This window comes from Cupriavidus sp. (assembly GCF_057315035.1).
On sequence record NZ_DBHKYV010000005.1, the window covers coordinates 218,433 to 243,495 of the forward strand.

The window sequence follows — 25,063 nt, forward strand, 5'->3', positions numbered from 1 at the left end:
TTTCGCGCCTACTTTTTTGAGTCCATATGGATATTGCACTGGCCCTCAAGGCCGTCATTCTCGGCATCGTCGAAGGATTGACGGAGTTTCTGCCCATCTCCAGTACCGGCCACCTGATCCTGGCCGGTCAGTTGCTGGATTTTAACGACGAGAAGGGCAAGATCTTCGAGATCGTGATCCAGTTTGGCGCGATCCTGGCGGTCTGCTGGGAGTTCCGCCGTCGCATTGGCGCGGTGCTCGGTGGCCTCGTGTCGGAGCCCAAGGCACAACGGTTCGCCATCAATGTGATCGTGGCCACCGTGCCGGCCATCGTGCTGGCGCTGGTGTTCGGCAAATGGATCAAGGCCCATCTGTTCAACCCGATCACGGTGGCGCTGGCATTTATCGTTGGCGGCGTGGTGATCCTGTGGGCCGAATGGCGCGAGGCGCGTCGTGGCACGGTATCGCACCCGCAAGGCAATGCGCTGCTGGAAGCCGCCAAGGCCGGTGCGCCGCGTATCGAATCGATCGATGACCTGAACTGGCGCGATGCGCTCAAGGTCGGGCTTGCGCAGTGCGCCGCGCTAGTGCCGGGTACTTCGCGCTCGGGAGCCACGATTATCGGCGGCATGCTGTTCGGCCTGTCGCGCCAGGTGGCCACGGAATTTTCGTTCTTCCTGGCCATTCCCGTGATTTTTGGCGCCACGGTCTATGAACTATACAAGGCGCGCGCGCTGCTATCCGCCGACGACCTCGGCATCTTTGGCATCGGCTTTGTATTTGCGTTCCTGTCGGCGTTCCTGTGCGTTCGCTGGCTGCTGCGCTTCGTGGCCACGCACGACTTCAAGCCGTTCGCCTGGTACCGGATCGTCTTCGGGATCATCGTGCTGCTGACCGCTTGGACGGGTATCGTTTCCTGGCACGCATAAACATCAGTCGGCCAAGAATGCAAAGAGGGGCAACCGCCCCTCTTTTTTGTTTCCTGCCTGATTTTCTGCTGACCGTTCGGCTTACTTCTTGCGGAACACCACGTCCCACACACCGTGCCCCAGGCGCAAGCCGCGCTTCTCGAACTTGGTCACCGGCCGGTAGTCCGGCCGCTCGGCAAAACCGCCCTCGGCCTGCGAGGTATTTTCCAGCGCTGGTTCGCCACTGAGTACTTCCACCATCTGGTGTGCATACTCTTCCCAGTCGGTCGCGCAGTGGAGATAGCCGCCCGTCTTCAGGCGGCTGGCCAGCAACTTGACCAACGGCGGTTGCACCAGTCGGCGCTTGTTATGGCGCTTCTTGTGCCACGGATCGGGAAAGAAGATATGCACGCCATCGAGTGAACCTTCCGTCAGCATGTGGGCGATGACTTCGACCGCGTCGTGGTTCATGATCCGCACGTTCTGCAGGTCACGTTCACCAATCAGCTTGAGCAGTGCGCCCACGCCCGGCTCATGTACCTCGCAGCCCAGGAAATTGTCCTGAGGACGAATTCCGGCAATATGCGCGGTCGTCTCGCCCATGCCGCAACCGATTTCCAGGATCGCCGGCGCCTCGCGCCCAAATGTCGCCAGCAAGTCCAGCGGCTCAGGCTTGTAGGGCACGATGAACTTCGGGCCCAGATCGTCGATGGCGCGCTGTTGACCGGTAGAGGTGCGGCCGGCCCGCCTCACGAACGAGCGGATGCGGCGCGGATGCGCGACTTCATCGCCCGGCTTGGCGTTGGCAGTATCTGAGGCTTGTCCGTTTTCGCCGTCGACGTTATCGTCCGGCAGCGTATCGGTATTGGTGTCTTGGGGAAGCATGGCAACAAAAAACCGCCGGGCGGATCGCCGATCGTACATCGACCGGGTGCCAGAGGCGGCTTGTCAGGTGAGAAGTGGAGCGGGCGATGGGAATCGAACCCACGTCTTTAGCTTGGGAAGCTAAGGTAATGGCCATTATACGACGCCCGCTAAGGCTTACTGGGGGCGGATTGTAGCATGGCTTGGCCACGTCTTTAATGGACGTAGCGGGCGATATAGTACGTTGCCGCCACAAGGGCCGCGGCCGCTGTGATCATGCGCCAGGTTTGCGCGGATATGGCTTGATACAGTTCTGTCCTGATGCTCTCAAGATCTGCCCGGGTTGCGGTAGCGTCAAGGCGCACCTCGACCCTGTCGAGTTGTTTTTCGACCTTATCGAGCCGGGTGTCGACCTTATCGAGCCGGATTTCAACCTTGTCCAGTCGACTCTCGACATTATCAAGCCGGCTCCCTACCTCGATGAACTGGTCGCGCATGTCGCCAATTTTCCCTTCCAGGCTTTCGAACCGGCGGCTAACCGTTTCCACGAAAGCCTGGGAGACAAGCGGAAGCCGGTTGCCGACAGTTCCGTCTTCGCCCCATTCCGTTGCCACTCTCATCGCTTTCCTCCAGTTTCCAGTACGGTGGCACGCTGGCGCCGTTGTTCGCCTGTGCCGCTAATCAATCCAGCGCAACTAGTATTCGTTACACGCAACAAGAAACGCCGCGCTAACGAGCGCAGCCTCCAATGCCGCCAGGAAAATGACCAGTCGCTTCGTCTGAGCCGCAAACGCCCGATGTAGCGCTGCCGCGGTCAGGGGTTCATCTTTCGACATATCGACCTTGCCGACGGAGCCTTGGCCCCCTACATGCTCCTGCCCCATCAAACGCTTCTCCATCGACGCCAACCCGGCGCACAATAGCCGCTACCCCAATCACGAGACGCCCCCGCCCGTGCACCCCGTTCCTGCCGAACGCTTTACCGCCGAACTGTTGCCGCGCATCGCCGAGCGCATCGCCCGATTCAGTCGCGGCACACTGCATGCCGAAATAGTGCCGCCGCTCACGCCGGGCCAGCCTGCGCGCCTGCGCGTGAGGGCATCGGTCCATCCCGAGGGTGGCCGATATGGCTATCCGCTCGACATCACGCTGTCGTGGGACGGCATCGAAGTCGACCGGCTGTTTGCCTCGGGCGGCGAAACGAGGTTTGCGGAATATCTCGATGCATTGCCGGCCAAGCTCAATGCCTGGCAGGAGCCTCGACAGATCGATCTCAATTCGCGCACGCAGGCCGATCGGGCCGTGCTGATTGGCGGGCTCGACTTCGAACACCTGATACGCTAGCCGCTGCAATGCGCGTGCCGTAATTGTCGCGCGGTTCCGCAACGAGAGTTGTTAAATCAGGTGTCCGAATTGTGGCGAAAGTGTGGAAGTTGAGGTAGACGTTAGCGAAGTCGCGAGCGGCTAGCTGACCGTGAGCCTGCAGACCGCGTATTCTTCCGCGCCGGCCTCGATCCAGCGCAACCCGTGCCCATGTTCAATGGCATTGGGCAGGCCAAGCCATGGCTCCACGCAATAGAAATCTGAATCGTCGCGTTCGGTCCAGGTTGTGACCGCATACCACGGCACTGAGCCCGCAGAGTCGAGTGCGATGTCGATCCTGCGCGCGGGCAGTTCAAGTTGCACCGCGCCTGTGCCCTGCACAACGTGGAAGGTGTCTTGCAAGCGCGGATCGTCGAGCGGATATTCAGGATCGCCGTGCCCTGATGGGGCCACGCTGCCATCGGCCTGTTGGCGCATGCGCAATGCCGCAGGCATGGACACGCGGCTTTGCGCGCGCTGGTCATGCGGCAGGGCGAAATAGAAATGATGTCCGGCGTAGTAGGGCAGCGGTGGCATACCGCTTGCGCCGTCATTGCGTGTGCGCAAGGTGACTTCGAGCCCGTCCGGCAGCAGCCGATAGGTGACCGTAAAGACGAACGCAAACGGATAGCCTGTAAGTGTCGCGGCCGACGATGCCAGCGTCAGGCTCACGGCAGTCTCGGAGACTTCGGAGACCACAAACGGCAGGTCACGTGCAAAACCGTGTTGAGGCAGGTCATGGATCGCGCCTGCGCTATCGCGCCACTTGCCGGGTTCGCCATCGACAAAATGCCGGCCGATAAACGGGAACAGCAGAGGGTTGCCGCCACGTATCTTGGCAACGCGCGTCCAGTCGGCGTTGGCATCCGCGGGCCAGTACAGGATGTCTTGCCCGCGACAGACCCATCGCACCAGCCGTCCGCCATGCGCAGGCGCCAGCAGAATATAGTTGTCATCGCTGCCGATCCGTACCAGGTCCTGGCCCTGGAACTGCTGAGTGGTCATCGTGCCCGTCATCGTGTCTTTCATCGAAGCGTCTGAAGTCCGAAGCGTAGCGCAAGTCGGGCCACCGTCATGGGGCGCGCTGCCTCATTTCGGCGCTGCCTGACGTACGCTCGACGTGCACCCGGCGCGCGCATGGCACCGTGGCGCAATGCCTGCGGCACTTTCTCCCCAAAATCGCCCGGCGCGAATGTTGCTGCGCGAATCGGGCCATGGCTTCTTGCATAACCCATGGCCATCCCCACGCTGAACAAGGAGTGCTCCATGTCCCAGCTACCCCCGCTCCAGCCCGTCTCGCTGGCATCCGACACGCGCTTTTCCCATGTCCGGCCGGGCGACACCGGGTTCGTCGACCAGGGCTTGCGCGATTTCTTCCTGTATCGCGATCTCGGCATTGCCGATGCCACGCACGGCAAGCTGCTGGTGCAACTGGTCAAGGCCAACTTACCGCCCGAGCAGGGTACCGGTTGGCATCGCCATGTGGCTGACTTTCATGTCGTGCTGATGCTCAAGGGCTGGGCGCGCTTCATGTACGAGGATCAGGAAACGCTGGTGGCTACCGGTGACTGCGTGCATCAGCGCCCGGGCATCGTGCATTACCTGTTCGATTACTCGCCGGACATGGAGTACCTGGAGATTGTCGGGCCGGCCGATTTCAAGACAATCGATGCCGCGGCGCCGTGCGAGGTACCACCGGTTACGCCCTGGACGCAGACCGCGCAGCAGGCCTGGCGCGACGTGGCCGTGTAGCGGTGTAGCTGCACGGCGCGGCCGGCATATCGCCTAGCGGCGTATTTCGTCGCTCATGTGGATGGTTTCGCGTACCAGCGGATAGACCTGGGCTTCCCAGCGCTTGCCGTTGAATACGCCATAGTGGCCGACGCCGGTCTGGATATGGTGCATGCGCATGTATGGGCGCAGGCTCGAACACAGATCCTGTGCTGCCATGGTCTGCCCGATTGCGCAGATGTCGTCGCGCTCGCCTTCGACGGTAAGCAGCGCGGTGCGCTGGATGGCGCGCGTCGATACACGGCGTCCGCCCACGTCGAGCAATCCCTGCGCCAGCAGGAAGCGCTGGAACACCAGGCTGACCGTTTCCAGGTAGAACTCCGCCGTCAGGTCCATGGTGGCGAAATACTCGGTGTAGAAGGTCTGGATCGCATCGGCCTTGTCGTGCTCGCCATGCGCACGCAGTTCGTACAGGTCGCGTAGCGCCTGCTCGTGACGTTCACGGTTCATGCTCATGAACGCAATCAGTTGCACGAAGCCGGGATACACGCGCCGCATCGCCCCGGAGAAGCGCCATGGCACATAGCCGATCAGTGTGCTCTCGAACCACTCGATCGGGCGGCTCATGGCCAGTTCGTTGACCTTGGTCGGATTCACGCGTGCGTCGATCGGCCCGGCCATCAGGGTCAGGCTTGGCGGCTGCATGGGGTCGCCATCTTCCGCCATCAATGCCACCGCGGCCAGTGCTGCCACCGTGGGTTGGCACACCGCCACCACATGGGTATTGCCACCCAGCGCATGCAGGAACGTGATCAGGTGCTGCACGAATTCGTCGAAGCCAAAGCGGCCGAATGCCACCGGCACGTCGCGCGGGTTGTGCCAGTCTGTAATGTAGACGTCATGGTCGCGGAGCATGGTTTCCACGGTGCCACGCAACAGCGTGGCAAAGTGTCCGGACATCGGTGCCACCAGCAGCACACGTGGCTGCTGCGGCACGCCTTCGCGCCGAAAGCGCAGCAATGAACAGAAAGGCGTACGCGTGACCACTTCCTCTACCACGGGTACCGTTGCGCCATTGACGCGCACGCTGTCGATACCGAATGGCGGGCGATAGTGTGTGAGCCGCGCCAGCGCCAACACTTCGCATCCGCCGCGCAGCGCGCGCAGCGGCTCGCAATGGTCGGCGCGACGGAGCGCGGCGAGCAGCGTGGCCGTGATGTCGGCCAGCGAGCACGCTGGCTGCATCATGTCTGCGTAGGTCTGGTAGGCCTGATAGAGCATGGCTCGGTTCCTCTCTGTGGCGAGCCCGATAGCCGCAATATATATGCCATCGGCACCAATGTTGGCATGCCGTTTGCAAATTGCATCTGAGTTACGTGCGCGCGAACACGCAAGGTGCGCGAGGTGGCGCATGGACCGCGCGGCGAGCGGTTCGCGCGGGCCGGCAGCCTCGCACTGGTGCCGGGCATCTCAACCTTGCGCACCGCGCAGGTGCGTACTGGCGAAACGCTTCGGCTACGCCGATACTGCAAGCGAACATCACGCCCCGGGGGGCGGAGGAGGCAAGATGGCCAAGACAACGCTGACCATCAGCAGCAAGACCTATTCATCGTGGTCACTGCGCGGCTGGCTGCTGGCGCGCTTTGCCGGACTCGAGTTCGAGGAGGTGCTGGTGCCGCCCGATGATCCCGCGGCGCGTGCGGAAATCCTGCTGCTGTCGCCGTCGATCCTGGTGCCATGCCTGCGCCATCAGGGCGTGACCGTATGGGATACGCTCGCGATTGCCGAGTACCTCAACGAGATTCGCCCCAAGGCCAAGCTCTTGCCCGATGAACTGGCGGCGCGCGCGCATTGCCGTGCGATCTGTGGCGAGATGCATTCCGGTTTTGCCGCGATGCGCGCCGCATTGCCGATGAATCTCAAAGGGCACTTTCCCGGGCTCAAGGTGTGGTCGCGCGCGCAGGCCGATATCGATCGCATTACCGCCATCTGGGACGAATGCCTGACGCGCTATGGCGGACCGTTCCTGTTCGGCAAGCATCGCACCATGGCCGATGCGATGTACGCGCCGGTGGTCACGCGATTTGTTACCTACGGTGTCAAGCTCGACGCGCCGCTGGTGGAGTTCTGCAAGACCATCCTGGCCATGCCCGAGATGCAGGAATGGATCCACGCAGCGCGCGAGGAACCCGACGAGATCAGCGAGCTCGACGTCGAGTTCTGAGCTCCAGCAACAGCTTCAAGCCACGCGCGGCTGGCGTGCGAGATAGTCGGCCGCGTAGGCGAAGTACCAGCTCAAACAATCGGGGTTGGCCATTGCGTCAGGGTTGGCGATCTGCTCGCGCGCATGGCCGAGCAGCAGCTTCTTGATGGGCACTTCCATCTTCTTGCCGGAAAGCGTGCGCGGCACGCCAGGTACCTGCACGATCTCGTTCGGCACATGCCTGGAGGACAGGGCGGTGCGGATGCGGGCACGCATCGTATCCCGCAACGCCTCGTCAAGCTGCACGCCTTCGCGCAACACTACAAACAGCGGCATATACGATTCACGGCCCAGATACTCGAGATCGACGACCATGCTGTCGAGTACCTCGGGCAACTCCTCGACCACGCGATAGAGCTCGCTGGTACCCATGCGAATGCCGTGGCGGTTGATCGTGGCATCCGAGCGCCCATAGATGATGGCGCCGCCGCGTGGCGTGATGCGGATCCAGTCGCCATGACGCCATGCGTTCGGATATGTATCGAAATAGCTGTCGCGATAGCGCTTGCCGTCGGCGTCGCCCCACAGGAACAGCGGCATCGACGGCATTGGCTCGGTACAGACCAGTTCGCCCACCGCGTCGATCAATGCGCGGCCATCATCGTCGAATGCTTCGACCTTCGCACCCAGGCAGCGACATTGCATCTCGCCGGCGTGTACCGGCAACAGCGGACATCCCGCGACGAATGAGCCAGCAAAGTCAGTGCCGCCGGACATCGGCGCCAGCCAGACGTCATCGCGCACATGTTCGTAGATCCATGCGTAGGCATCTTCCGATAGTGGCGAGCCGGTCGAGCCGATGCCGCGCAGGCGCGCAACATCGGCGATCTGTGTCGGTTCCACGCCAGCCTTCATGCAGTTGGTGAAGAACGCCGCACCAGCGCCAAACATCGTCACGCGCGCATCGTCCACGAAGCGCCACAGCACGCCGGCATCGGGCCAGGCGGGGTTGCCATCGTAGAGCGCGATGGTCGTTCCGAGCAGCAGGCCTGCCACCTGCGCATTCCACATGATCCAGCCGCTGCTGCTGTACCAGTGGAAGACATCGTCGCTGCCGAGGTTGTTGTGGAATGCCATCAGCTTGAGCTGTTCGATCACGATACCGCCGTGGCCGTGCACGATCGGCTTTGGCATGCCCGTGGTGCCCGACGAGTACACGATCCACAGCGGGTGATCGAACGGTACCGGGTCGATCTGCAACGCCACGTCATGGGCCAGCACCTCGGCCCAGGCGTGGCGGCGCACGCGCGCATCCACTGCAACATGGCTGCCAAGCGACGGCACGATGACGAGATCGGTCAGCGAGGGCAGGGCGGCCACCAGGTCTGCAATCACCGGTGCACGGTCATAGGCCTTGCCGCCATAGCGGTAGCCGTCGACGGCAATCAGCACCTTGGGTTCGATCTGGCGGAAGCGGTCGATCACGGCCACCTGGCCCATGTCGGGCGCGCAGCCGGACCAGATGGCGCCGACGCTGGCCGTGGCCAGGAATGCCACGACAGTGGCCGGAATGTTAGGCAGGTAGCCGGCCACGCGATCGCCGCGACCGATGCCCATCTGGCGCAGCGCATGGGCCAGCGATGCCACCTGCTTTTCGAGTTCGTTCCAGCTGATATCGGCTAATGGCTGCGCCTCGCCGGCGTGGCGGATGGCTGCGCGCTCGCGCGCCATTCCGGCGCCGGCATGGCGGAAGACCTGTTGCACATAATTGAGCGAGGCGCCTTCGAACCAGCGCGCGCCGGGCATGGTGCGTTGGGCCAGCACAGCCTTCGGCTGCGTGTCGAAACGCACGTCGAAGTAGTCGACGATGGCCTGCCAGAACGCTTCGATATCGGTGACCGACCATTGCCAGAGACTGGCGTAGTCGTGGAAATCGAGCCCGCGTTCAACGCGCAGCCACTGCATGAATGCGGCGAGCTGGCTGCCATCGGCGAACGCCGCGCTGGGCGTCCACAACAGCTTTCCTGCAACGGTCATCTGGTCTCCTCCGCAGCCTGTCTGACGCAGGCCATTAGAGCTTGAAGAGTTTCAAGTGATGGATAGTCCGCAGATGATAGCGGACTACCGGGCACCTCGCCGGCGGCTAGCGGCCGGCCTCGAACAGCGTGCCCCAGATCTCGTCGACACGCGTCTTCACCGCTGGGTCCATGGCGATCGGGGTCCCCCATTCGCGCGTGGTTTCGCCGGGCCACTTGTCGGTGGCGTCGATGCCCATCTTCGAGCCCAGGCCCGAGACTGGCGACGCGAAGTCCAGATAGTCGATGGGCGTGTTGTCGACCATGACCGTGTCGCGGCTCGGATCCACGCGCGTGGTGATGGCCCAGATCACTTCCTTCCAGTCGCGTGCGTCGATGTCGTCGTCCACCACGATGATGAACTTGGTGTACATGAACTGGCGCAGAAAGCTCCAGACACCAAACATCACGCGCTTGGCGTGGCCCGCGTACTGCTTCTTCATGCGCACTACCGCCATGCGGTAGCTGCAGCCTTCTGGTGGCAGATAGAAGTCGGTGATCTCGGGAAACTGCTTCTGCAGCAGCGGCACGAACACTTCATTGAGCGCCACGCCCAGCACCGCCGGCTCATCGGGCGGCTTGCCGGTGTAGGTGGAGTGGTAGATCGGGTCGCGCCGCATGGTAATGCGGTCGATCGTGAAGACCGGAAACCAGTCCTGCTCGTTGTAGTAGCCGGTATGGTCGCCGTACGGGCCTTCCAGCGCGTGCTGGTAGCCGGACGGATGATTCGGATCAGGCTGGATATGTCCTTCGAGCACGAACTCGGCGGATGCCGGCACTGACAGTTCAGACAATGTCGGCGTGACGCAACTGGCCAGCGCCGTGCGGCTGCCGCGCAGCAGGCCGGCGAACTGGTATTCGGAGAGCGTGTCGGGTACCGGCGTGACGGCACCGAGGATCGTGGCGGGGTCGGCGCCGAGCGCCACGGCGATCGGGAATGGCTTGCCCGGGTTGGCCAGCGCGTGCTCCCTAAAATCGAGTGCGCCGCCACGATGGGCCAGCCAGCGCATGATCACCTGATTGCGGCTGATCACCTGCTGGCGGTAGATGCCCAGGTTCTGGCGCTTCTTGTGCGGGCCCTTGGTCACGACCAGGCCCCATGTGATCAGGGGTGCGGCATCGCCGGGCCAGCAGGTCTGGATCGGCAGCCGCGCCAGATCGACATCATTGCCTTCCCAGACAATCTCCTGGCACGCCGGGCTGCTGACGCGCTTGGGCGCCATATCCCACACGGACTTGGCCAGCGTGAACAGTTTGCCTGCTTCGCGCAGGCCACGTGGCGGCTCAGGTTCCTTCAGTACGGACAGTACGCGGCCAATATCGCGCAGGTCTTCCAGCGAAGATGCACCCATGCCCAGCGCTACTCTTTGTGTCGTGCCGAACAGATTTGCCAAGACTGGTACTTTATAGATATCGCCATCGGCGCGACTCGGTCGTTCGAACAGTACGGCGGGGCCATCGGCCCGCAGCAGCCGATCGCAGATCTCGGTCATCTCCAGGTTTGGCGATACCGGCGCGGTCACGCGCCTGAGGTCGCCGCGCTGTTCCAGCTGGCTGATGAAATCGCGCAAGTCTTTGTATTGCATAGTGAATTCGGGTCGGGATACGGCGTCGCGCCAATCCATGGCTGGGCACTGGGATGTGTGTGACGATACACACGCCATCTCAAAGGCGCAAAAAAATCGTGCCAGTCGAAGGATCGAAATTGTAAGTAATTTCTGAGTTCATTGGCTGGCCCATGCTACTGCGAGCCTAGGCGTGGCCTGCGATTCTGGGTGAGGAGAGCGACCGGAAGTGTCGTAAAGGGCGTTGTTACATATTTCTAAAAGTATGAGATTTCGTTTTTCTTATGCTTGACGGGTTATAAAAGGGTTCCTACAATCCGGTCTGCTCTGAGAAGTATTGCGTTGCAACATAGCTGACTTTCTGTGTCAAGTAGTTGATGCGGAAAAAGTGGCGAAAAAAGCGGCGGCGATGTTTCTCACTGATTGCCATCAAGCGGCGCCCGGGAGGTGCCCGATGTGCAGTCCCCGGCGGGATGCCGGGTCGTTATGAGTTTTAGTGGCAGGGTGCGGCTCCCCAAGCTCGTACCCTGTTTCTCGTTGGGCGCATGGGGAGCGCCCGCCAACAGATGCTGGACACCCCTGCTAGGTGGCGCAGCATCCTTACTTGAGTACGTTGAGATCGGGCACGCGCAGTTGTCAGGCGCGCGCAGCGGGCGACGGATGGAGGTAAGTATGAGTGGTTGGAAAACCCTTCATCTTCCAGGCGTCGGACGGGCATTGCAGGTCCGTTTCAGACAGCCGGTACCCGGTGTGAGCCGCGCACTGCAAGTGCGACTGGCGCATCCGGTGGCAGGTCGCGCATTGCTGCGCGGCGGCCGCACAACCTTGAAGTACACCCTGAACAGTCTCGGGGTGTTGTCCGTGGCCGCAGCGGTCACGCTGACGGTCAGCCAGCAATGGCGGACATCGCTTGCCGGGGCACTGGCAGGCAAGGAAGCACCTGCGGTGCTGGTGGACGCGGCGATGGCCAATGCCAGCGCGGCAAACACCATGACGAACACCATTGCCAGCACCTCCGTGCCGGCGATGTCGGCCGATGCGGCCGCGGCGCGCCTGCTTGCCACCACCAAGGGCAAGGGCCTGCCGACCGTATCTGGCGTGGATGAGTGGAGCCAGACGGCCGCGGGCAAGGTCCCGTCGGTGGCACATCTGGCCGCACAGATTCCGGTGCAGCGCGTGGCGCTGGACGCACGCAACACGAGCGCACTGGGTTCCGCACGCGAGCAGGCTGCCGTGGCGGAATACATCGCGCGCAAGTACCGCGTGGCCACGCAGGCCACCGCGCAACTGGTCAAGGCTGCCTATATGACGGGCCGCGAGGTCGGCATCGATCCGCTGCTGATCCTGGGCGTGATTGCGATCGAGTCCAGCTTCAATCCGTACGCTGAAAGCGGTGTCGGTGCGCAGGGCCTGATGCAGGTGATGACCAAGGTCCACCAGGACAAGTATGAAGCCGTTGGCGGCGTGGCTGCGGCGTTGAACCCGTACGCCAACATCAAGATCGGTGCGCTGGTGCTGAAGGATTGCATCGCCCGCGCCGGCTCGATCGAAGGCGGCTTGAAGTACTACGTCGGCGCCACGACCAATACCGATGGTGGCTACGGCGCCAAGGTGCTGGCCGAACGGGCGCGTCTGCGTACGTTGCTGGGTCTGCCGGCGGCGGCTGGCGACGGCAAGACGCAGGCCGAGCATCACCAGAATGGTGAGAAGCTCGAAGCCGCAAGCAATACCGCGCAGGCTGCCTGACCTTCACCTTCAGTTGCAAGGTCGGACAATGGCAAGAAGAAAGGCACCCCTCGGGGTGCCTTTCTTCGTTTGGGCGCTTCAGGCGTGCGGAGGGTCAGCGCAGGAAATGGTGCAGCCGCTGCATTGCCTCTTCGATATTGGCCATCGACGTCGCGTACGAGATCCGGATGTAGTCGTTGGCGGTATGCGGGCCGAAGTCCGTGCCCGGCACCATCACCACGCCGGCATCGTGCAGGATGGCCTGGGTCAGCTTGTCGGCATTGCCGGCGGCGGGGTGGTTCACATGGCGGCAGTCGGCGTAGACATAGAACGCACCGTCGGGCTTGACCGGTACACGCAACCCCAATGCTTCCAGCGCGGGCAGGATGGCGTCGCGTCGACGATGGAACTCGGCCTTGCGTTCGTCGTAGATCGCCATCGCCTCTGGCGAGAAGCACGCCACCGCCGCGTGCTGGGCCACGGCCGAGGCGCAGATAAACAGGTTCTGCGCGACCTTCTCGAACGCCGGTACCAGCGAATCGGGTACCACCAGCCAGCCCAGTCGCCAGCCCGTCATGTTGAAGTATTTCGAGAAGCTGTTGACGGTCACCACATTGTCGTCGTGAGACAGCGCCGAGACCGGCGGATCGTCATAGGACAGGCCCTGGTAGATCTCGTCGAGGATGGCGAAGCCACGGCGCTCGCGTACCTCGGCCAAAATTGCCTTCAGCTCGTCGGGCAGGATCGAGGTGCCGGTGGGGTTCGACGGCGACGCCAGCAGTACGCCGCGCGTTTTCTCGCCCCAATGCGCGGCCACCTGGGCAGCGGTCAGCTGGAAACGCTCCGCTGGTCCGCTGGGGATCATCTTTGCGTGGCCGTCGAAGGCCGCCACGAAATGGCGGTTGCATGGGTAGCTCGGGTCGGGCATCAGCACTTCGGCGCCGATATCGACCAGCACCGCGCAGGCCAGCAGCAGCGCGCCGGAAGCGCCAGCCGTGACGATCACGCGCCGTGCTGGAATGTCCAGTCCGTAGGCGGTCTTGTAGTAACCGGCGATTGCCTCGCGCAATGCGTGGATGCCAAGCGCGCCAGTGTATTGCGTCACGCCGCGGCGCATGGCGGCTTCGGCGGCATGCACCACGGGGGCGGCCGCCGTGAAATCGGGCTCGCCAATGCCCATATGAATGATGTGCCGGCCAGCCCGTTCGAGTTCGGCGGCCTGCTTGGCCAGCTCCATCACGTGGAAGGCTTCGATATTGGCAAGTCGTGAGGCGGTGGCAATGCGCTGGAAGTCCATGGCAGTCGTGGGTAGCAAGCCTTCAATTAGAGTAGAAACAAAAACACCCGCCGGAGCGGGTGTTTTGCCGGGGCCGGGCACAGTCGGATGCCTGGCTCCAGCGATCAGCAGCGGCAGCTAAGCGGGATCGGCGGGATCGGCGGGATCGGCGGGATCAGCGGCGTGCGGCCACTTCGGGGGCCCGCACCTGTGCAGCCAGCTTGTCGAGCACGCCGTTCACATACTTGTAGCCTTCCACGCCGCCAAAGGTCTTGGTCAGTTCCACAGCTTCGTTGATCACGACCTTGTACGGGATGTCCAGGCAGTGCACGAGCTCGTAGCTGCCAACCAGCAGCGCGGCGCGTTCCACGGGCGACAGTTCTTCGACCTTGCGGTCGAGGAACGGCGCAAACGAGGCGGTCAGGCGCTCCTCTTCGCGCACGGCGCCATTGAGCAGCGCGTCGAAATGCTCGCGATCGGCCTTGTTGAAGCCTTGGGCGTCGTTCAGATGGGCCTGGATCGCGCCAATATCGTTGCGATTCAGCAGCCACTGGTACAGGCCCTGCAGTGCCAGTTCACGGGACCGGCGGCGTGCGCTCTTGGGCGGGGCCTTCGGTTCGGTGCGCGGCTTGGCGCCAGCCGGCTTGCCGGTCAGGTTGCCACCCTTGTCGCCAGTGTCGCCAGTGTCCGGTGCATCACTCATCATTCTTCCTCATCTTCTCCGTCGGCCTCGTTCTCGCGCAGCGAATCGAGGGCGACCACCAGGTTGGCCATTTCCACGGCGGTGCGGGCGCAGTCGCGGCCCTTCTCGCGCGTGCGGGCGTGGGCTTGCGCGTCGGTGTCGACGGTCAGGATGCCGTTGGCCACCGGGACGTTGAAATCCAGGCCCACGCGCGTGATGCCGGCGCCGGATTCGTTCGAGACCAGCTCGAAGTGATAGGTCTCGCCGCGCACCACGGCACCGAGCGCGACCAGCGCGTCGAACTGGCCGCTTTCGGCCATCTTCTGCAGTGCCAGCGGCACCTCGAGCGCGCCTGGCACGGTGACCAGCAGCGTGTCTTCGCCTTCGACACCGAGTTTTTCCAGTTCGGCCAGGCAGGCTTCGCGCAGTTCGTCGCAAACGGGCTCGTTGAAACGGGCTTGCACAATACCGATACGCAGGCCTTCACCGTCGAGGTTGCTCTCGTAGAAGCCGTGATCCATTGTCAGTTCTCCATTGATTCGTTCAGGCACCGGCACGTTGTGGCCGGCGCCGCTTGATTTCCGTATGGCAGGGCGATTGGCTCAGTCGCAGTTCGACTCGTTGCTCTCGCCGCTCATCGGCTCGCACCCGACGATCTCCAGATCATAGCCAGTCATGCTTGGCATTTTCTGCGGCGAGCCCAGCACGCGCATCTTGCCCACGCCCACGTCGCGCAGGATCTGGGCACCCACGCCATAGGTACGCAGGTCGGGCTTGCGACGCGGACGGTTGTGCGGCTCGTCCAGTGCGGCAAACTGCGTGAACAGCTGATCCGGCGAATCGCCACAATTAAGCAGCACCATCACGCCCTGCTCGGCGCGATGCAGGACTTCCAGCGCGGCGGGCACACCCCACGAGTGGGTGGTGCGGCCGGCTTCGAGCAGGTCCAGCGACGACAGCGGTTCATGCACGCGCACCAGGGTATCGCGATCCGGATGCGGCTGGCCCTTGATCAGCGCAAGGTGGGCACGGCCCGACGGCTTGTCGCGATACAGGATGCCGCGGAACGTGCCCCACGGCGTCTGCATTTCGCGCTCGCCCATTCGTTCGATGATGCTTTCGGTGCGGCTGCGATAGTGGATCAGGTCGGCGATCGTGCCGATCTTGAGATCGTGCTCGCGCGCAAACTCGATCAGGTCGGGCAGGCGAGCCATCGTGCCGTCGTCCTTCATGATCTCGCAGATCACGGACGCGGGCGTCAGGCCGGCCAGGGCACCCAGGTCGCAGCCGGCTTCGGTATGGCCGGCGCGGATCAACACGCCGCCGGGCTGGGCCGTCAGCGGGAAGATATGGCCTGGCTGGACCAGATCCGCGGCGCGCGCATCCCTGGCCACGGCTGCTTGAACAGTGCGCGAGCGGTCGGCGGCGGAAATGCCCGTGGTCACACCCTCGGCCGCCTCGATCGACACCGTGAAGTTGGTGCCATGCACCGTGCCGTTACGCGACACCATCGGATACAGCTCGAGCTGGCGGCAGCGTTCGGCCGTCAACGTCAGGCAGATCAGCCCGCGGCCATACTTGGCCATGAAGTTGATCGCCTCCGGCGTCACGAAGTCGGCAGCCAATACCAGGTCGCCCTCGTTTTCGCGATCTTCCTCGTCAACGAGGATGACCATGCGGCCGGCACGAATGTCGGCAATGATGTCTTCAGTACGGGCGATAGTCATGGCTGGGGCGTTTGAATAACGGGCGGGTGCGATGGATGCGGTGCAATAGGCGGGAAGGGCCGGCACATCATCGGGCGCACATGCGGCGATGCCGGCGAAAGCAAGGCCGCTATTGTACGCCATGCCGTCCATGGGTGCCCCGCTCGCGCAGCCGGTTTGCGCGACCGCGATCAAGGCGCGGGTTGGTCCGGGTTGTATTGAAGTGAAGAAGGCGGCATATCAGTGGGGTGTGTCGCCGCACGCTCAGGAGATACCGCATGACGCCACCGCTGCAAGGCATCCGCATTGTCGAATTCGAAGGCCTTGGCCCCGGGCCGCTGGCTGGCCGCATGCTGGCCGACATGGGCGCCGAGGTCATTGTCATTGCCAGGCCCCAGCGCGGGGCCGTGGCAGAAAAGCTCGGCGGCGACCGGGACAGTCCGCTACGGCGAGGCAAGACGATCATCGCGCTGGATCTCAAGCAGCCAGATGGCATGGCCGAGGCGATGCGGCTGGTTGCGGGCGCCGATGCGCTGATCGAAGGCAACCGGCCCGGCGTCATGGAGCGGCTCGGGCTGGGCCCCGCCGATTGCGCAGCCCGTAATCCCCGGCTGGTCTACGGGCGCATGACCGGGTGGGGCCAGAATGGGCCGTTGGCGCAGGCAGCGGGCCACGACCTCAACTATGTGGCATTGACCGGCATACTGTCGCTGTCGGCGCGACCGGGAGAGCTGCCGATGATCCCGCCCACCGTGGTGGGCGACGCCGGTGGCGCGCTGGGGCTGGCCTTCGGCATGGTTTGCGCGCTGCTCGACGCGCGCACCTCGGGCCGCGGGCGCGTCGTCGACGGCGCGATTGTCGATATGGTGGCCATGCTTGGCAGCATCGCACTCTGGGTGCGCAATAACGGCCAGCTTGACGGGCCGGACCCCAGCCCGTTCCATCAGTCCCCGTTCTACGACGTCTACCGTTGCGCGGATGGCGGATTCATTACGATCGGCGCCTTGGAGCCGCAGTTCTACGCACTGCTGCTCGACAAGCTTGGCCTGTTCGATGTGGATCCTGCCAGGCAGTACGACCATGCGGGCTGGCCTGAATTGAAGGCACGTTTCACGGCGCTGTTCCGGAGTCAGCCGCGCGCATACTGGGACCAACTGCTTGGCGGGACCGACGTGTGCTATGCGCCGGTACTGAGTATTGCCGAGGCGGCCCGCCATCCGCACAACCTCGCGCGCGGCATGTTCGCCGCGCATGACGACGGAACACTGGATACCTCGGGGGCGCCGAAGTTTTCCCCATTGGACGGTTGAGCAAGGCGTGACGGCTCAAGCTCTCCGGAATCTGGCCGACAACAAGGCTGCGGATTCATGGCGCACGACGTTGGCGCGCCATGATTCCGCATTCCTCAACTTGTCAGGCGATTCTTTATGAGTACTTCCCTCGTCAGTTCGCTGGGCGCGGCGGATGCCGGTAGCGATCCGGTAGCACTGCTGATGCTGCGCAAGACGCTGGACCTGCAGGCGCAAGGCGTAGCCCAGTTGCTCCAGACAGCCCCGGCTGTCTCGGGTGGCAGCAACCCCCCGCACCTCGGTAACAGCATCGATATCAAGGTGTAAGCCGGGAAGGTGAAAGCCTCTCCGGTGCAGGCGGCCTTCGGCATTGCCGGGGGCTGCCTGTTCCATCAAGCCTTGCCCGTTACAGCACCACGGCCTTGGCGTCGCCATCCGCCGACAGCATCCGCTCCACGTACCGCGCAATCAGGTCGATCTCAAGGTTCACGCGCTTGCCGGCTGCCAGTTCGTTAAGCGTGGTCACTTCCACTGTGTGCGGGATCAGGTTGATCGAGAACACGCAGCCGTCGGCCTCGTCGCTGACGCTGTTGACGGTCAGCGAAACGCCATTGACCACCACCGAGCCCTTGTATGCCAGGTAGCGGCCCAGCTCCCGCGGGGCGCGGATGCGCAGTTCGTGCGATTCACCGACCGGCGCAAAGCGAACCACTTCGCCCAGGCCATCGACATGGCCGGAAACCAGATGGCCGCCCAGGCGATCAGCCAGGCGCAGTGCCTTCTCAAGGTTGACGCGGCCGGCCTGTTCCAGCCCGACGGTCTTGTCGAGCGATTCGCGCGAGACGTCGACATCGAAATGCCCGGCTTCCAGTGTCACCACCGTCATGCACGCCCCCTGGATGGCGATGCTGTCGCCGATGCCGACATCGGACAGGTCCAGGTCGCCGGCCGCCACGCGCAGCCGCACGCCGGCATTGTTATCGCCGAGTGGGGAAACCGATTCGATGCGGCCAACTGCCGCCACAATGCCAGTAAACATGCTTGCCTCTTTCTGAATCTGAATACGTTGTGGTGTGGGATGTTATGCGGCGCCCGCGGCTCAGTGCTTGCTGTCGGCGCGGCGCGCGATCAGGCGCAGGTCGTCGCCGATCTGGCGCACTTCGTGCCAGCGGAAGGCTGCGGCATCTTCAAGCCTGGCCAGCGGCGGCAGGTTGAACATTCCCTGCGCGTCGCCGAGCAGCCGGGGTGCCAGGTAGACCAGCAGTTCGTCGGCACAACCTTCGCGGATCAGTGAGCCATTGAGCTTGAAGCCGGCCTCCACATGCAGTTCGTTGATGCCACGCTGGCCCAGTACTTCGAGCATGCGGCGCAGTTCCACCTTGCCATGCCGATTCGGGAGCACCACGACTTCGGCGCCACGCGCTTCCAGCGCGCGCTGGCGAACCTTGTCCTCGACCGCGCAGAATACCAGCACGGGTTTGGCGAAATCACCGCTATCGCGGTTCAGGATCTGGGCGTCCAGCGCCACTTCGAGTCGTGAGTCCACAAGTACGCGTTGTGGTTGGCGCGGCGTGGCAATGGCACGTACCGTCAGGGCGGGGTTGTCATCGCGCACGGTACCGATACCGGTCAGGATGGCGCAGGCCCGTGCGCGCCAGACGTGGCCATCGTCGCGTGCGGCCTGGCCCGTGATCCATTGGCTGGTGCCATCGTGCAGGGCAGTGCCGCCATCGAGCGATGCGGCTACCTTGACCCGGACCCATGGCAAACCACGCGTCATGCGCGAGACAAAGCCGATATTGAGATCGCGCGCTTCCTTTTCGAGCAGGCCGCAGCGTACGTCGATGCCGGCATCGCGCAGTCGCTGCAGACCCCGGCCTGACACGCTGGGGTTCGGATCTTCCATGGCGGCCACCACGCGCGCAATACGGGCGCGCACCAGTGCATCGGCGCAAGGCGGAGTACGGCCAAAATGGCTGCACGGTTCCAGCGTGACATAGGCCGTGGCCCCGGCAGGATCGTGGCCGTGCGCGACGGCATCTTTCATTGCCTGGATTTCGGCGTGATCCTGGCCAGCCGGCTGCGTGTAGCCTTGCCCGATCACCTGCCCGTCTTTCATCAGGACGCAACCGACGCGAGGGTTCGGCGTGGTGGTGAACATGCCGCGCGCCGCAAGTGCGAGGGCCTGTTCCATGGCGGTGTGGTCGGAATCGGAGAACATGGTGTGGCGAGTCGGGCCGAAAAAGTGCGTGCGGTTGGTGCGTGTGCTTGTTGCGTGAGATGGTGCGTGTGGTTGCCAGCGTGGTCAGCCGCAGTCGGCATCGACACCGGGCCGGCAAATCCGGATGCGCCCCTGGGCACCAAGCCGGACCTGGCGTCGCGCCTGGTCGCATTGCACCTGGAATGTAACCGCGATAAAACCACCGCGCTCAGACCGTGAGTATCCCACAGCTGTCAAGCGCAGGCTTTGCGTGCTGGCGGCGACGCCAGTCCCGCGCAACGTGATGCGCAGGCAACGGTCGTTCAACGCCACAACAGAGAACGGCGTTGCCTGCCCGTCAGGTTCGTTGGTCAAGGCAGTCAGTTGCCAGCCACGATCCAGGTTGTAAGCGTCGCCGATCGGGCCTAGCCGCACCTCCGTACGCTGCGCCGCAGCCGTGCTTCGCGCCAGTGCCAGCGAAGCGGCCAGCCGATCTGCTGTCTGGGCAACACGTTGCTGGGCAAGCATGGCCGTTAGCGTTGGCCACGCGGCGACTGCAAGTGCCGCAGACATCGCCAGGGAAATCAGCAGCTCGGCCAACGTCACGCCCAGCACATGCGGATGCCTTGCCAACAACGTCATGAGCACTCCGCAGGGATCGGTATGGCATCGCCGTCACGGGTGGGCATGGAAAGCCACTCCCCGCTGCTGCGCAGGACCAGGATGCCGCAGGCGTCATCGCGATGGACCGGCGTGGCGCGAATCTCTACGCAGCGCGACAGGTCGATGCCGGCGCAACTGGCTGCCAAAAGCCAGTAGCGGGTGCGCGCCGGTGGAGGTGGCACTGGGTGGGGCCATTCGCCGGCGGGCGTCGCGCTACCGGGAGAACTCTCGAACGATGCGGCCGAAAGCATATGACGTTCCAGTGCAAGCATCGCCGCCATTAATTCGACGCGTGCCTGCATGCGCCAGCCGCGTTCGATGTGCCGCTGCCATGCAGGCAGGGCAAGCACTGTCAACAGCACGGCAATCACCAGCACGACCATCAATTCCACGAGGCTGAAGCCGGTACCGGGTAGCCTTTGGATCGGACTTCGAGTGTTCATGCCGGGGTCCTGATCAATTCGCGCCATCCGAGCCGGCCACGGCGCCGGAACCAGCGAGCCTGTTGCATCAGTTGAGCCGTGTCGCCGTCTACATGCCACAGGCCCACGTCGAACGTATCGCGTGTCGAAGTGGCGGGCGCCGTGGGCGCGTCGGTGGCGACCGTCGAGGTCACCACAATCGGATCTGTGCCGCTACCTTTGAATGGCGACCCGGTAATGGCTAGAGTGGGATTGCCATCGGCGCCGGTGGTAAGGACCGACTCTCCGCTCTTCGCATCTATCAGATAGCTGCGTTGCTGGCCGTCAGGTGACACAGTGGTGAACCCCAGGTGCACCGGACTTGCGCGGTATAGCGTGTCGATCCGTTCGCCCGCAAACGGAAACGATAGGGTCCAGCCGCTGGTGGCGGAAGCACCGGTCTGCCGCCGCAACACAACGCCATCCCGTTCGTACTGCGGGGCGATGCGAGCGGGCGCGCCGTGTGAACCGCGGGAATCGGGAATTGCGGACAGTTGCTGGTCACTGCCATAGACCACGAGTGGCGCTGCATCGGTGTGCACGACAATGGGCGCCTCCACCTTGCGGCCCGCGACACCCTGCTGGCGATGCATGCAGGTTGCTGCCGATGCCTGGCTCGATGTTTGGCTGTTATCCGACAGGTGATCGAGGCCGAAGCGCCAGAGTCGTCCTTGGTTGTCGGTGGCATACGCGGCGCGTGCGGAGCCGTTGGCGGCGCTGTGTACGGTGGTGGCCAGCAGACGAGTGGACGAAGTCGGCGTACCGCAGCCCGACTCGGGCAAGCCGATGCGCGCGACATCACCGGTAGTTGCCCAGGACTCGGGAGATCGGTCGAGCGGCAACAAGGCGAGCGCGGCGCGTGTACGCGTTTCGGGGTCAGGCGCGATGATCGCAACTGCCGCCCAGCGGCGCGCCGCATGCTCGATCCACATCGCGGCGCGAATCGGTCCACGACCCGTGAGCCGCAGTGCGTCGGTTGCGCTGACTTCCCAGACCAGTCCGATCGGTGTCGGGGCATCGGGCGTCGAGATATCGAGCACGAAGATGGCGGCCGGCTGCACGCCTGAAGCAGCTTCAAACGACGGAACTCCGCATAGCATCAGCGTGCGCCATGTCTGTGACGGGTCGGCATCGAGACTTTCGGGCCGCGGACAGGGCGGCGGGGGTACGACGCTGCCCGACGCCGTATGCCATGCGGCTGCCGTCAGCATTGCCCGCGGCAGGTAAGCGGCAATCTCGTGACCGGTAATGGCGTCAAAGCCGTGCAGGAATCCATCGCGCGTGCCGAGCCAGACGGTCGTCGCACGCGTCGTATGTCGTTGCCGGAAGTCGGTATGTCCCGCTTGCATCGGCAGCCATCGGGGTGGCAGCACCAGATGTACGCGTGCGCCGGTGGCGCTGGCCAGCCGTGTGTCGCGCGGGCGCAGCATCGCATTGCGTCGCTCCCCGCGCAACCACGCCAATCGCTCACTGCCGTGGCCAACCGGTTCGACGCTGTCCAGCGTAGCCTTTGCTGCGTCGTCCAACGCGCCCCAACGCAGCGGGTCGATGCGGCGGCCACCCAGGTAAAGACGTCGCGTGTGCATGTCGCGCTGATCCAGCAGTTCGCTGGCCTCCCACTGCGTGAGGACTGCCGACGATGACAGCGACGCGGTCTTGAACGCCAGCGCATGCAGGCGGCCAGTCCAGGAATAACCACCGTCTGAAATCCGATAGCCCAACGGGAGTTGGCCAGGCGCCGCGAAGGCCGAGTGCATGAACATCAAGCACACTACAACCGTCCACAGCATCAGTGCGCACAGTCGGATGAAGAAACAGTTCGCGAGATTCAAGGCTGGAACTCCGTTTGCAACAACACGCGGACAGCGGGATCCCGTCCAAATCCAACTGCGACGATGCGCATGCGTGGCCACATGGCTTGCGCCGCATCGGACGGGTTATCGAGGACCTCAATCAGATAGCGCGGTAGCCTCGTGGCGCCGATTACGTCCTTGGGTAGCTCCGGAAGCTGTGCGCCCGTGAACGTGCCCAGCGCAATGCCGATCTCGCTGCTGGCATCGCCATCGAACCACGCTTGCCACGGCGAGTGTTCGCCGCCTGCCATGCAGATCCCACGATGGACGCCGTCCGCACACTCGCCTGGCGAGGCCGTTATCGCGAATCTCTCGCTATGGGAGGCGGTCGCTGCGATCAGTTCCGTCTCGGCGTCAACCAGCGCGGCCTCGGCGGCGCGGAACGCGATCTCGCGGTCCAGTTGCAGGCTCGCCAGTTGCCTGCCAGTCAACAGGAAATGCACGGCCGCTGCACCGGCGCTACCCATCAGCAACATCAGCATGGCGATAAAGGCCAGCAGTGCGGCGCCCGTCTGCACGCGCGGGGTCAGCATATGGCCTCCCGGCACGGCGACGGATTGCGCAAGCGGATCGTGGTGGCAAAGACGCGGCGCCGTAGTTCAGGGTGCATCGTCGGGACGAATGACAACGCATCGTTCTGCCCATCGCTGGCTTGTGCGGGAAGCAACGTGAGCGTTTGGGACGACGATGGGGAAGCCGTGGGACGCTCACCGCGTATCACTACGGCGATCTGTACCGCACGCACACGATGCCAGCCGGCATGCGGCTGCCCCTGCAGCGACCGCGCTGGTACAAAGCGGTCGATCCGGCCGTCGTCGTCTGTATCGACGCCATAGCGCAGTTGCATGACCTCCACGCCGCGCACCAGCGTGCCGGCAGTGTAGGCGTCTGTGCGCACCCGATTGCCTTCACGGCGCGGATAGCGGCAAAGCAGTTGGGGAACACCGTCGCTGGCGATGCCGATATAGAACAGGTTGCTTGCGGCATGATGATCAGCAGGGCCGTTATCCGACCGGACGGCGCGGGCTGGCAGTGCATAGCCACCACAATCGCTCATGGTTCCGTCTGGTAGCGTAGGGTCGTTCGCCAACCCGCTGCCCGAGACCCGCACCAGCAATGCATCGCTGCCGAGCACGCCGGCGCGCGTGCATCGCAGTTCCGCACCGATAGACGGGTTTGCGCAATCGTCGCGACCTTCCAGTGGCGCGGCGGGAGCAGGGTGGGCCGCCGCTTGCGCGACGTGCACCGGGATCCATCCGGCCTGACGGATCGCGTGGGACATGATGGCGAGTGCGCGCTGGCCGCGCTCTTCGATCAGTACACCATCCACCACGCTCGCGTAGCCGGCACGAACGACCTGGAACATTGCCAATGCGGCAAGCGTGACGATCATCCCCAATGACACACCGACCATCATGCCGACCAGGGTAAAGCCTTGTTGTATGCGCATCATGGCGACACCCAGAGCACGATGCGGGTCGGTGGCGCATCAACGCCCGTTGCTTGTAATTGCTCAGGCAGGCTGGCCATTGCGAGACGTGTGCCCGGTATGCAGCCGGTGCGAGGCGATACCCTTTCGCAGAGCATGGCACGTTGCGCATCGCCGCTCACCAACGGCCATTCATCAACGCCAGCCTCGGCACGTTCCGCCGCCAGTTGCAGCGTCGTGCTCAGTTGCTGATGCTCATGCGTCCAGCGCAGCCATGTACTGCCAAGCGTCGCGAGTGGTATCGCCCCGAGTCCGACGATGGCAATGCAGAGCAGCGCTTCGAACAGTACGTGGCCGGCTGAGCGGCAACACGGCCCGGTGGCCAATGCATCGGAAGGGGAAAGCGATGAAGCAGGGGAGGAAGGTGCCGCGAGTGACATGGTGCATCGGTTCGGTAAGAACGGATGACCAAGATAGCGGCGGAACGGACCTTAAAACGTGTCCGGATGTGGAGGAGTTGTGTCGGTGTGTGTCCGATGGGGATTCGGCGTTGGCCTAGGTCCCCATCAGAACACGTCAAGCTTGAGCTTCAGTAGCTGTTACCAGCAATTCGCCGCACCTCCGGTCCCGGTGGCATCTTTCACGTTGAGGCTATTCACGGTGAACGCGTTGCATACACTGTCGGCGCGCACTGGCGTGGCGGTCAACTGGTAGCCGGTGGCCAGCGTAGCGCCGTTCAACGCCTCTATCAGGATGATGTAGTTGGTGGACTGGCAGTTCTCGCCCGATGGTGTCTTGGCATTGTCACACTTGAGCACCTTCAATTTATCGGGATCGTCGGAGTACGTGTTGTTGACCGTGTAGTACCGCTCCAGCGCGCCCTGCACGCGCGCCAGGCCAGTCTTGGCCTCCGCGCGACGTGCCTTGGTTACGTATTGTTGATACTGCGGAATCGCGAAGGCCGCCACGATGCCCAAAATCATTACCGTGATGATCAGTTCGATCAGCGTAAAGCCGCGGGCGCCCGGGTGGCGCCCGCCGATTACCTTGACGCAGTCAGGCATGGCGGGTCTCCTTGTTTCCTGGCACATC

The 25,063-nt window shown here is 63.5% G+C and carries 26 protein-coding genes and 1 tRNA gene; 7 read left to right on the plus strand and 20 right to left on the minus strand.

From position 1 onward, the window contains the following. The first annotated feature begins 26 nt into the window (after positions 1-26). A complete protein-coding gene (locus ACO550_RS10875) occupies positions 27-908 on the plus strand; it encodes an undecaprenyl-diphosphate phosphatase (RefSeq protein ID WP_315592622.1) in 882 nt (293 codons plus the stop codon). An 81-nt stretch (positions 909-989) separates the two neighbouring features. On the opposite strand, the gene trmB is transcribed toward ACO550_RS10875, so the two are convergent. The 3 genes from trmB to ACO550_RS10890 form a co-directional block, all read right to left on the minus strand. After that, the gene (gene trmB, locus ACO550_RS10880) at positions 990-1,772 is read right to left on the minus strand and encodes a tRNA (guanosine(46)-N7)-methyltransferase TrmB (RefSeq protein WP_315592621.1); all 783 of its coding nucleotides are present in this window, start codon (positions 1,770-1,772) and stop codon (positions 990-992) included. 75 nt (positions 1,773-1,847) lie between these two features. Next, positions 1,848-1,922, minus strand: a tRNA-Gly gene (locus ACO550_RS10885). Positions 1,923-1,966: 44 nt separating this feature from the next. After that, positions 1,967-2,371 carry a hypothetical protein gene (locus ACO550_RS10890; protein WP_315592620.1) on the minus strand — a complete coding sequence of 135 codons (405 nt, stop codon included), beginning with the start codon at positions 2,369-2,371 and terminating at the stop codon, positions 1,967-1,969. Positions 2,372-2,705: 334 nt separating this feature from the next. Here ACO550_RS10890 and ACO550_RS10895 point away from each other — a divergent pair, with 334 nt between their 5' ends. Then, positions 2,706-3,095 (plus strand): DUF5594 family protein, encoded by a 390-nt coding sequence (locus ACO550_RS10895; RefSeq protein ID WP_315592619.1) that lies wholly within the window; start codon positions 2,706-2,708, stop codon positions 3,093-3,095. A gap of 120 nt (positions 3,096-3,215) precedes the next feature. Here the strand turns inward: ACO550_RS10895 and ACO550_RS10900 are convergent, their stop codons facing one another. Next, positions 3,216-4,142: an aldose epimerase family protein gene (locus ACO550_RS10900; RefSeq protein ID WP_315592618.1), complete on the minus strand. Its 927-nt coding sequence runs from the start codon at positions 4,140-4,142 to the stop codon at positions 3,216-3,218. A gap of 237 nt (positions 4,143-4,379) precedes the next feature. On the opposite strand from ACO550_RS10900, the gene ACO550_RS10905 reads away from it, so the two are divergent. Beyond that, positions 4,380-4,865 (plus strand): cupin domain-containing protein, encoded by a 486-nt coding sequence (locus tag ACO550_RS10905; RefSeq protein ID WP_315592617.1) that lies wholly within the window; start codon positions 4,380-4,382, stop codon positions 4,863-4,865. Positions 4,866-4,898: 33 nt separating this feature from the next. On the opposite strand, the gene ACO550_RS10910 is transcribed toward ACO550_RS10905, so the two are convergent. Next, positions 4,899-6,125, minus strand: a complete 1,227-nt coding sequence (locus tag ACO550_RS10910) for a polyhydroxyalkanoate depolymerase (RefSeq protein ID WP_315592616.1) — start codon at positions 6,123-6,125, stop codon at positions 4,899-4,901. Positions 6,126-6,411: 286 nt separating this feature from the next. Here ACO550_RS10910 and ACO550_RS10915 point away from each other — a divergent pair, with 286 nt between their 5' ends. Then, positions 6,412-7,068: a glutathione S-transferase N-terminal domain-containing protein gene (locus ACO550_RS10915; protein ID WP_315592615.1), complete on the plus strand. Its 657-nt coding sequence runs from the start codon at positions 6,412-6,414 to the stop codon at positions 7,066-7,068. A 15-nt stretch (positions 7,069-7,083) separates the two neighbouring features. On the opposite strand, the gene ACO550_RS10920 is transcribed toward ACO550_RS10915, so the two are convergent. Then, positions 7,084-9,084 carry an acetoacetate--CoA ligase gene (locus ACO550_RS10920; RefSeq protein WP_315592614.1) on the minus strand — a complete coding sequence of 667 codons (2,001 nt, stop codon included), beginning with the start codon at positions 9,082-9,084 and terminating at the stop codon, positions 7,084-7,086. Positions 9,085-9,190: 106 nt separating this feature from the next. Next, on the minus strand, positions 9,191-10,708 hold the full coding sequence (gene ubiD, locus ACO550_RS10925; RefSeq protein ID WP_315592613.1) for a 4-hydroxy-3-polyprenylbenzoate decarboxylase: 1,518 nt from the start codon (positions 10,706-10,708) through the stop codon (positions 9,191-9,193). Between the two features lie 651 nt (positions 10,709-11,359). Between ubiD and ACO550_RS10930 the strand changes: the two genes are divergently transcribed. Beyond that, positions 11,360-12,433 (plus strand): transglycosylase SLT domain-containing protein, encoded by a 1,074-nt coding sequence (locus tag ACO550_RS10930; RefSeq protein WP_315592612.1) that lies wholly within the window; start codon positions 11,360-11,362, stop codon positions 12,431-12,433. 94 nt (positions 12,434-12,527) lie between these two features. On the opposite strand, the gene ACO550_RS10935 is transcribed toward ACO550_RS10930, so the two are convergent. The 4 genes from ACO550_RS10935 to ribBA form a co-directional block, all read right to left on the minus strand. Further along, entirely contained in the window at positions 12,528-13,709 is a 1,182-nt protein-coding gene (locus tag ACO550_RS10935) for a pyridoxal phosphate-dependent aminotransferase (protein ID WP_315592611.1), read from the minus strand. Positions 13,710-13,863: 154 nt separating this feature from the next. After that, positions 13,864-14,391, minus strand: coding sequence for a transcription antitermination factor NusB (gene nusB, locus ACO550_RS10940; protein WP_315592739.1), 528 nt, complete (start codon positions 14,389-14,391; stop codon positions 13,864-13,866). Next, on the minus strand, positions 14,391-14,891 hold the full coding sequence (gene ribH, locus ACO550_RS10945) for a 6,7-dimethyl-8-ribityllumazine synthase (RefSeq protein ID WP_315592610.1): 501 nt from the start codon (positions 14,889-14,891) through the stop codon (positions 14,391-14,393). The genes nusB and ribH overlap by 1 nt, the downstream gene beginning before the upstream one ends. Positions 14,892-14,972: 81 nt before the next feature. Next, positions 14,973-16,097 (minus strand): bifunctional 3,4-dihydroxy-2-butanone-4-phosphate synthase/GTP cyclohydrolase II, encoded by a 1,125-nt coding sequence (gene ribBA, locus ACO550_RS10950; protein WP_315592609.1) that lies wholly within the window; start codon positions 16,095-16,097, stop codon positions 14,973-14,975. Between the two features lie 257 nt (positions 16,098-16,354). On the opposite strand from ribBA, the gene ACO550_RS10955 reads away from it, so the two are divergent. Both ACO550_RS10955 and ACO550_RS10960 read left to right on the plus strand, forming a co-directional pair. Then, positions 16,355-17,386, plus strand: coding sequence for a CoA transferase (locus tag ACO550_RS10955; protein ID WP_315592608.1), 1,032 nt, complete (start codon positions 16,355-16,357; stop codon positions 17,384-17,386). Positions 17,387-17,503: 117 nt separating this feature from the next. Next, on the plus strand, positions 17,504-17,692 hold the full coding sequence (locus tag ACO550_RS10960) for a putative motility protein (protein WP_315592607.1): 189 nt from the start codon (positions 17,504-17,506) through the stop codon (positions 17,690-17,692). Positions 17,693-17,771: 79 nt separating this feature from the next. Here ACO550_RS10960 and ACO550_RS10965 read toward each other — a convergent pair whose 3' ends face one another. From ACO550_RS10965 to ACO550_RS11005, 9 genes are all read right to left on the minus strand, one after another. Then, a complete protein-coding gene (locus tag ACO550_RS10965; RefSeq protein ID WP_315592606.1) occupies positions 17,772-18,404 on the minus strand; it encodes a riboflavin synthase in 633 nt (210 codons plus the stop codon). A 60-nt stretch (positions 18,405-18,464) separates the two neighbouring features. Continuing rightward, positions 18,465-19,586 carry a bifunctional diaminohydroxyphosphoribosylaminopyrimidine deaminase/5-amino-6-(5-phosphoribosylamino)uracil reductase RibD gene (gene ribD / locus ACO550_RS10970; RefSeq protein WP_315592605.1) on the minus strand — a complete coding sequence of 374 codons (1,122 nt, stop codon included), beginning with the start codon at positions 19,584-19,586 and terminating at the stop codon, positions 18,465-18,467. 84 nt (positions 19,587-19,670) lie between these two features. After that, positions 19,671-20,207 carry a GspH/FimT family pseudopilin gene (locus tag ACO550_RS10975; RefSeq protein WP_315592604.1) on the minus strand — a complete coding sequence of 179 codons (537 nt, stop codon included), beginning with the start codon at positions 20,205-20,207 and terminating at the stop codon, positions 19,671-19,673. Beyond that, entirely contained in the window at positions 20,204-20,671 is a 468-nt protein-coding gene (locus tag ACO550_RS10980; RefSeq protein WP_315592603.1) for a prepilin-type N-terminal cleavage/methylation domain-containing protein, read from the minus strand. The genes ACO550_RS10975 and ACO550_RS10980 overlap by 4 nt, the downstream gene beginning before the upstream one ends. Then, positions 20,668-22,521, minus strand: coding sequence for a PilC/PilY family type IV pilus protein (locus tag ACO550_RS10985; RefSeq protein ID WP_315592602.1), 1,854 nt, complete (start codon positions 22,519-22,521; stop codon positions 20,668-20,670). The genes ACO550_RS10980 and ACO550_RS10985 overlap by 4 nt, the downstream gene beginning before the upstream one ends. Further along, the gene (locus ACO550_RS10990; protein ID WP_315592601.1) at positions 22,518-23,075 is read right to left on the minus strand and encodes a pilus assembly protein PilX; all 558 of its coding nucleotides are present in this window, start codon (positions 23,073-23,075) and stop codon (positions 22,518-22,520) included. Before ACO550_RS10990 ends, ACO550_RS10985 begins: the two co-directional genes overlap by 4 nt. After that, a complete protein-coding gene (locus ACO550_RS10995; protein ID WP_315592600.1) occupies positions 23,069-23,995 on the minus strand; it encodes a PilW family protein in 927 nt (308 codons plus the stop codon). Before ACO550_RS10995 ends, ACO550_RS10990 begins: the two co-directional genes overlap by 7 nt. Continuing rightward, positions 23,992-24,411 (minus strand): hypothetical protein, encoded by a 420-nt coding sequence (locus ACO550_RS11000; protein ID WP_315592599.1) that lies wholly within the window; start codon positions 24,409-24,411, stop codon positions 23,992-23,994. The genes ACO550_RS10995 and ACO550_RS11000 overlap by 4 nt, the downstream gene beginning before the upstream one ends. 159 nt (positions 24,412-24,570) lie before the next feature. Next, positions 24,571-25,035, minus strand: coding sequence for a type IV pilin protein (locus tag ACO550_RS11005; RefSeq protein ID WP_315592598.1), 465 nt, complete (start codon positions 25,033-25,035; stop codon positions 24,571-24,573). Positions 25,036-25,063: the final 28 nt, after the last annotated feature.

Bases quoted from the DNA above. Each gene is read 5' to 3' on its own strand.
- ACO550_RS10875 (WP_315592622.1), top strand. From the start codon at position 27: ATGGATATTGCACTGGCCCTCAAGGCCGTCATTCTCGGCATCGTCGAA.
- ACO550_RS10980 (WP_315592603.1), bottom strand. From the start codon at position 20,671: ATGAACACTCGAAGTCCGATCCAAAGGCTACCCGGTACCGGCTTCAGC.
- nusB (WP_315592739.1), bottom strand. From the start codon at position 14,391: ATGAGTGATGCACCGGACACTGGCGACACTGGCGACAAGGGTGGCAAC.
- ACO550_RS10900 (WP_315592618.1), bottom strand. From the start codon at position 4,142: ATGAAAGACACGATGACGGGCACGATGACCACTCAGCAGTTCCAGGGC.
- ACO550_RS10910 (WP_315592616.1), bottom strand. From the start codon at position 6,125: ATGCTCTATCAGGCCTACCAGACCTACGCAGACATGATGCAGCCAGCG.
- ACO550_RS10965 (WP_315592606.1), bottom strand. From the start codon at position 18,404: ATGTTTACTGGCATTGTGGCGGCAGTTGGCCGCATCGAATCGGTTTCC.
- ACO550_RS10915 (WP_315592615.1), top strand. From the start codon at position 6,412: ATGGCCAAGACAACGCTGACCATCAGCAGCAAGACCTATTCATCGTGG.
- ACO550_RS10975 (WP_315592604.1), bottom strand. From the start codon at position 20,207: ATGACGTTGTTGGCAAGGCATCCGCATGTGCTGGGCGTGACGTTGGCC.
- ACO550_RS10905 (WP_315592617.1), top strand. From the start codon at position 4,380: ATGTCCCAGCTACCCCCGCTCCAGCCCGTCTCGCTGGCATCCGACACG.
- trmB (WP_315592621.1), bottom strand. From the start codon at position 1,772: ATGCTTCCCCAAGACACCAATACCGATACGCTGCCGGACGATAACGTC.
- ACO550_RS10920 (WP_315592614.1), bottom strand. From the start codon at position 9,084: ATGACCGTTGCAGGAAAGCTGTTGTGGACGCCCAGCGCGGCGTTCGCC.
- ribD (WP_315592605.1), bottom strand. From the start codon at position 19,586: ATGTTCTCCGATTCCGACCACACCGCCATGGAACAGGCCCTCGCACTT.
- ACO550_RS10935 (WP_315592611.1), bottom strand. From the start codon at position 13,709: ATGGACTTCCAGCGCATTGCCACCGCCTCACGACTTGCCAATATCGAA.
- ACO550_RS10890 (WP_315592620.1), bottom strand. From the start codon at position 2,371: ATGAGAGTGGCAACGGAATGGGGCGAAGACGGAACTGTCGGCAACCGG.
- ribBA (WP_315592609.1), bottom strand. From the start codon at position 16,097: ATGACTATCGCCCGTACTGAAGACATCATTGCCGACATTCGTGCCGGC.
- ACO550_RS11000 (WP_315592599.1), bottom strand. From the start codon at position 24,411: ATGTCACTCGCGGCACCTTCCTCCCCTGCTTCATCGCTTTCCCCTTCC.
- ribH (WP_315592610.1), bottom strand. From the start codon at position 14,891: ATGGATCACGGCTTCTACGAGAGCAACCTCGACGGTGAAGGCCTGCGT.
- ACO550_RS10995 (WP_315592600.1), bottom strand. From the start codon at position 23,995: ATGATGCGCATACAACAAGGCTTTACCCTGGTCGGCATGATGGTCGGT.
- ACO550_RS10990 (WP_315592601.1), bottom strand. From the start codon at position 23,075: ATGCTGACCCCGCGCGTGCAGACGGGCGCCGCACTGCTGGCCTTTATC.
- ACO550_RS10960 (WP_315592607.1), top strand. From the start codon at position 17,504: ATGAGTACTTCCCTCGTCAGTTCGCTGGGCGCGGCGGATGCCGGTAGC.
- ubiD (WP_315592613.1), bottom strand. From the start codon at position 10,708: ATGCAATACAAAGACTTGCGCGATTTCATCAGCCAGCTGGAACAGCGC.
- ACO550_RS10930 (WP_315592612.1), top strand. From the start codon at position 11,360: ATGAGTGGTTGGAAAACCCTTCATCTTCCAGGCGTCGGACGGGCATTG.
- ACO550_RS11005 (WP_315592598.1), bottom strand. From the start codon at position 25,035: ATGCCTGACTGCGTCAAGGTAATCGGCGGGCGCCACCCGGGCGCCCGC.
- ACO550_RS10955 (WP_315592608.1), top strand. From the start codon at position 16,355: ATGACGCCACCGCTGCAAGGCATCCGCATTGTCGAATTCGAAGGCCTT.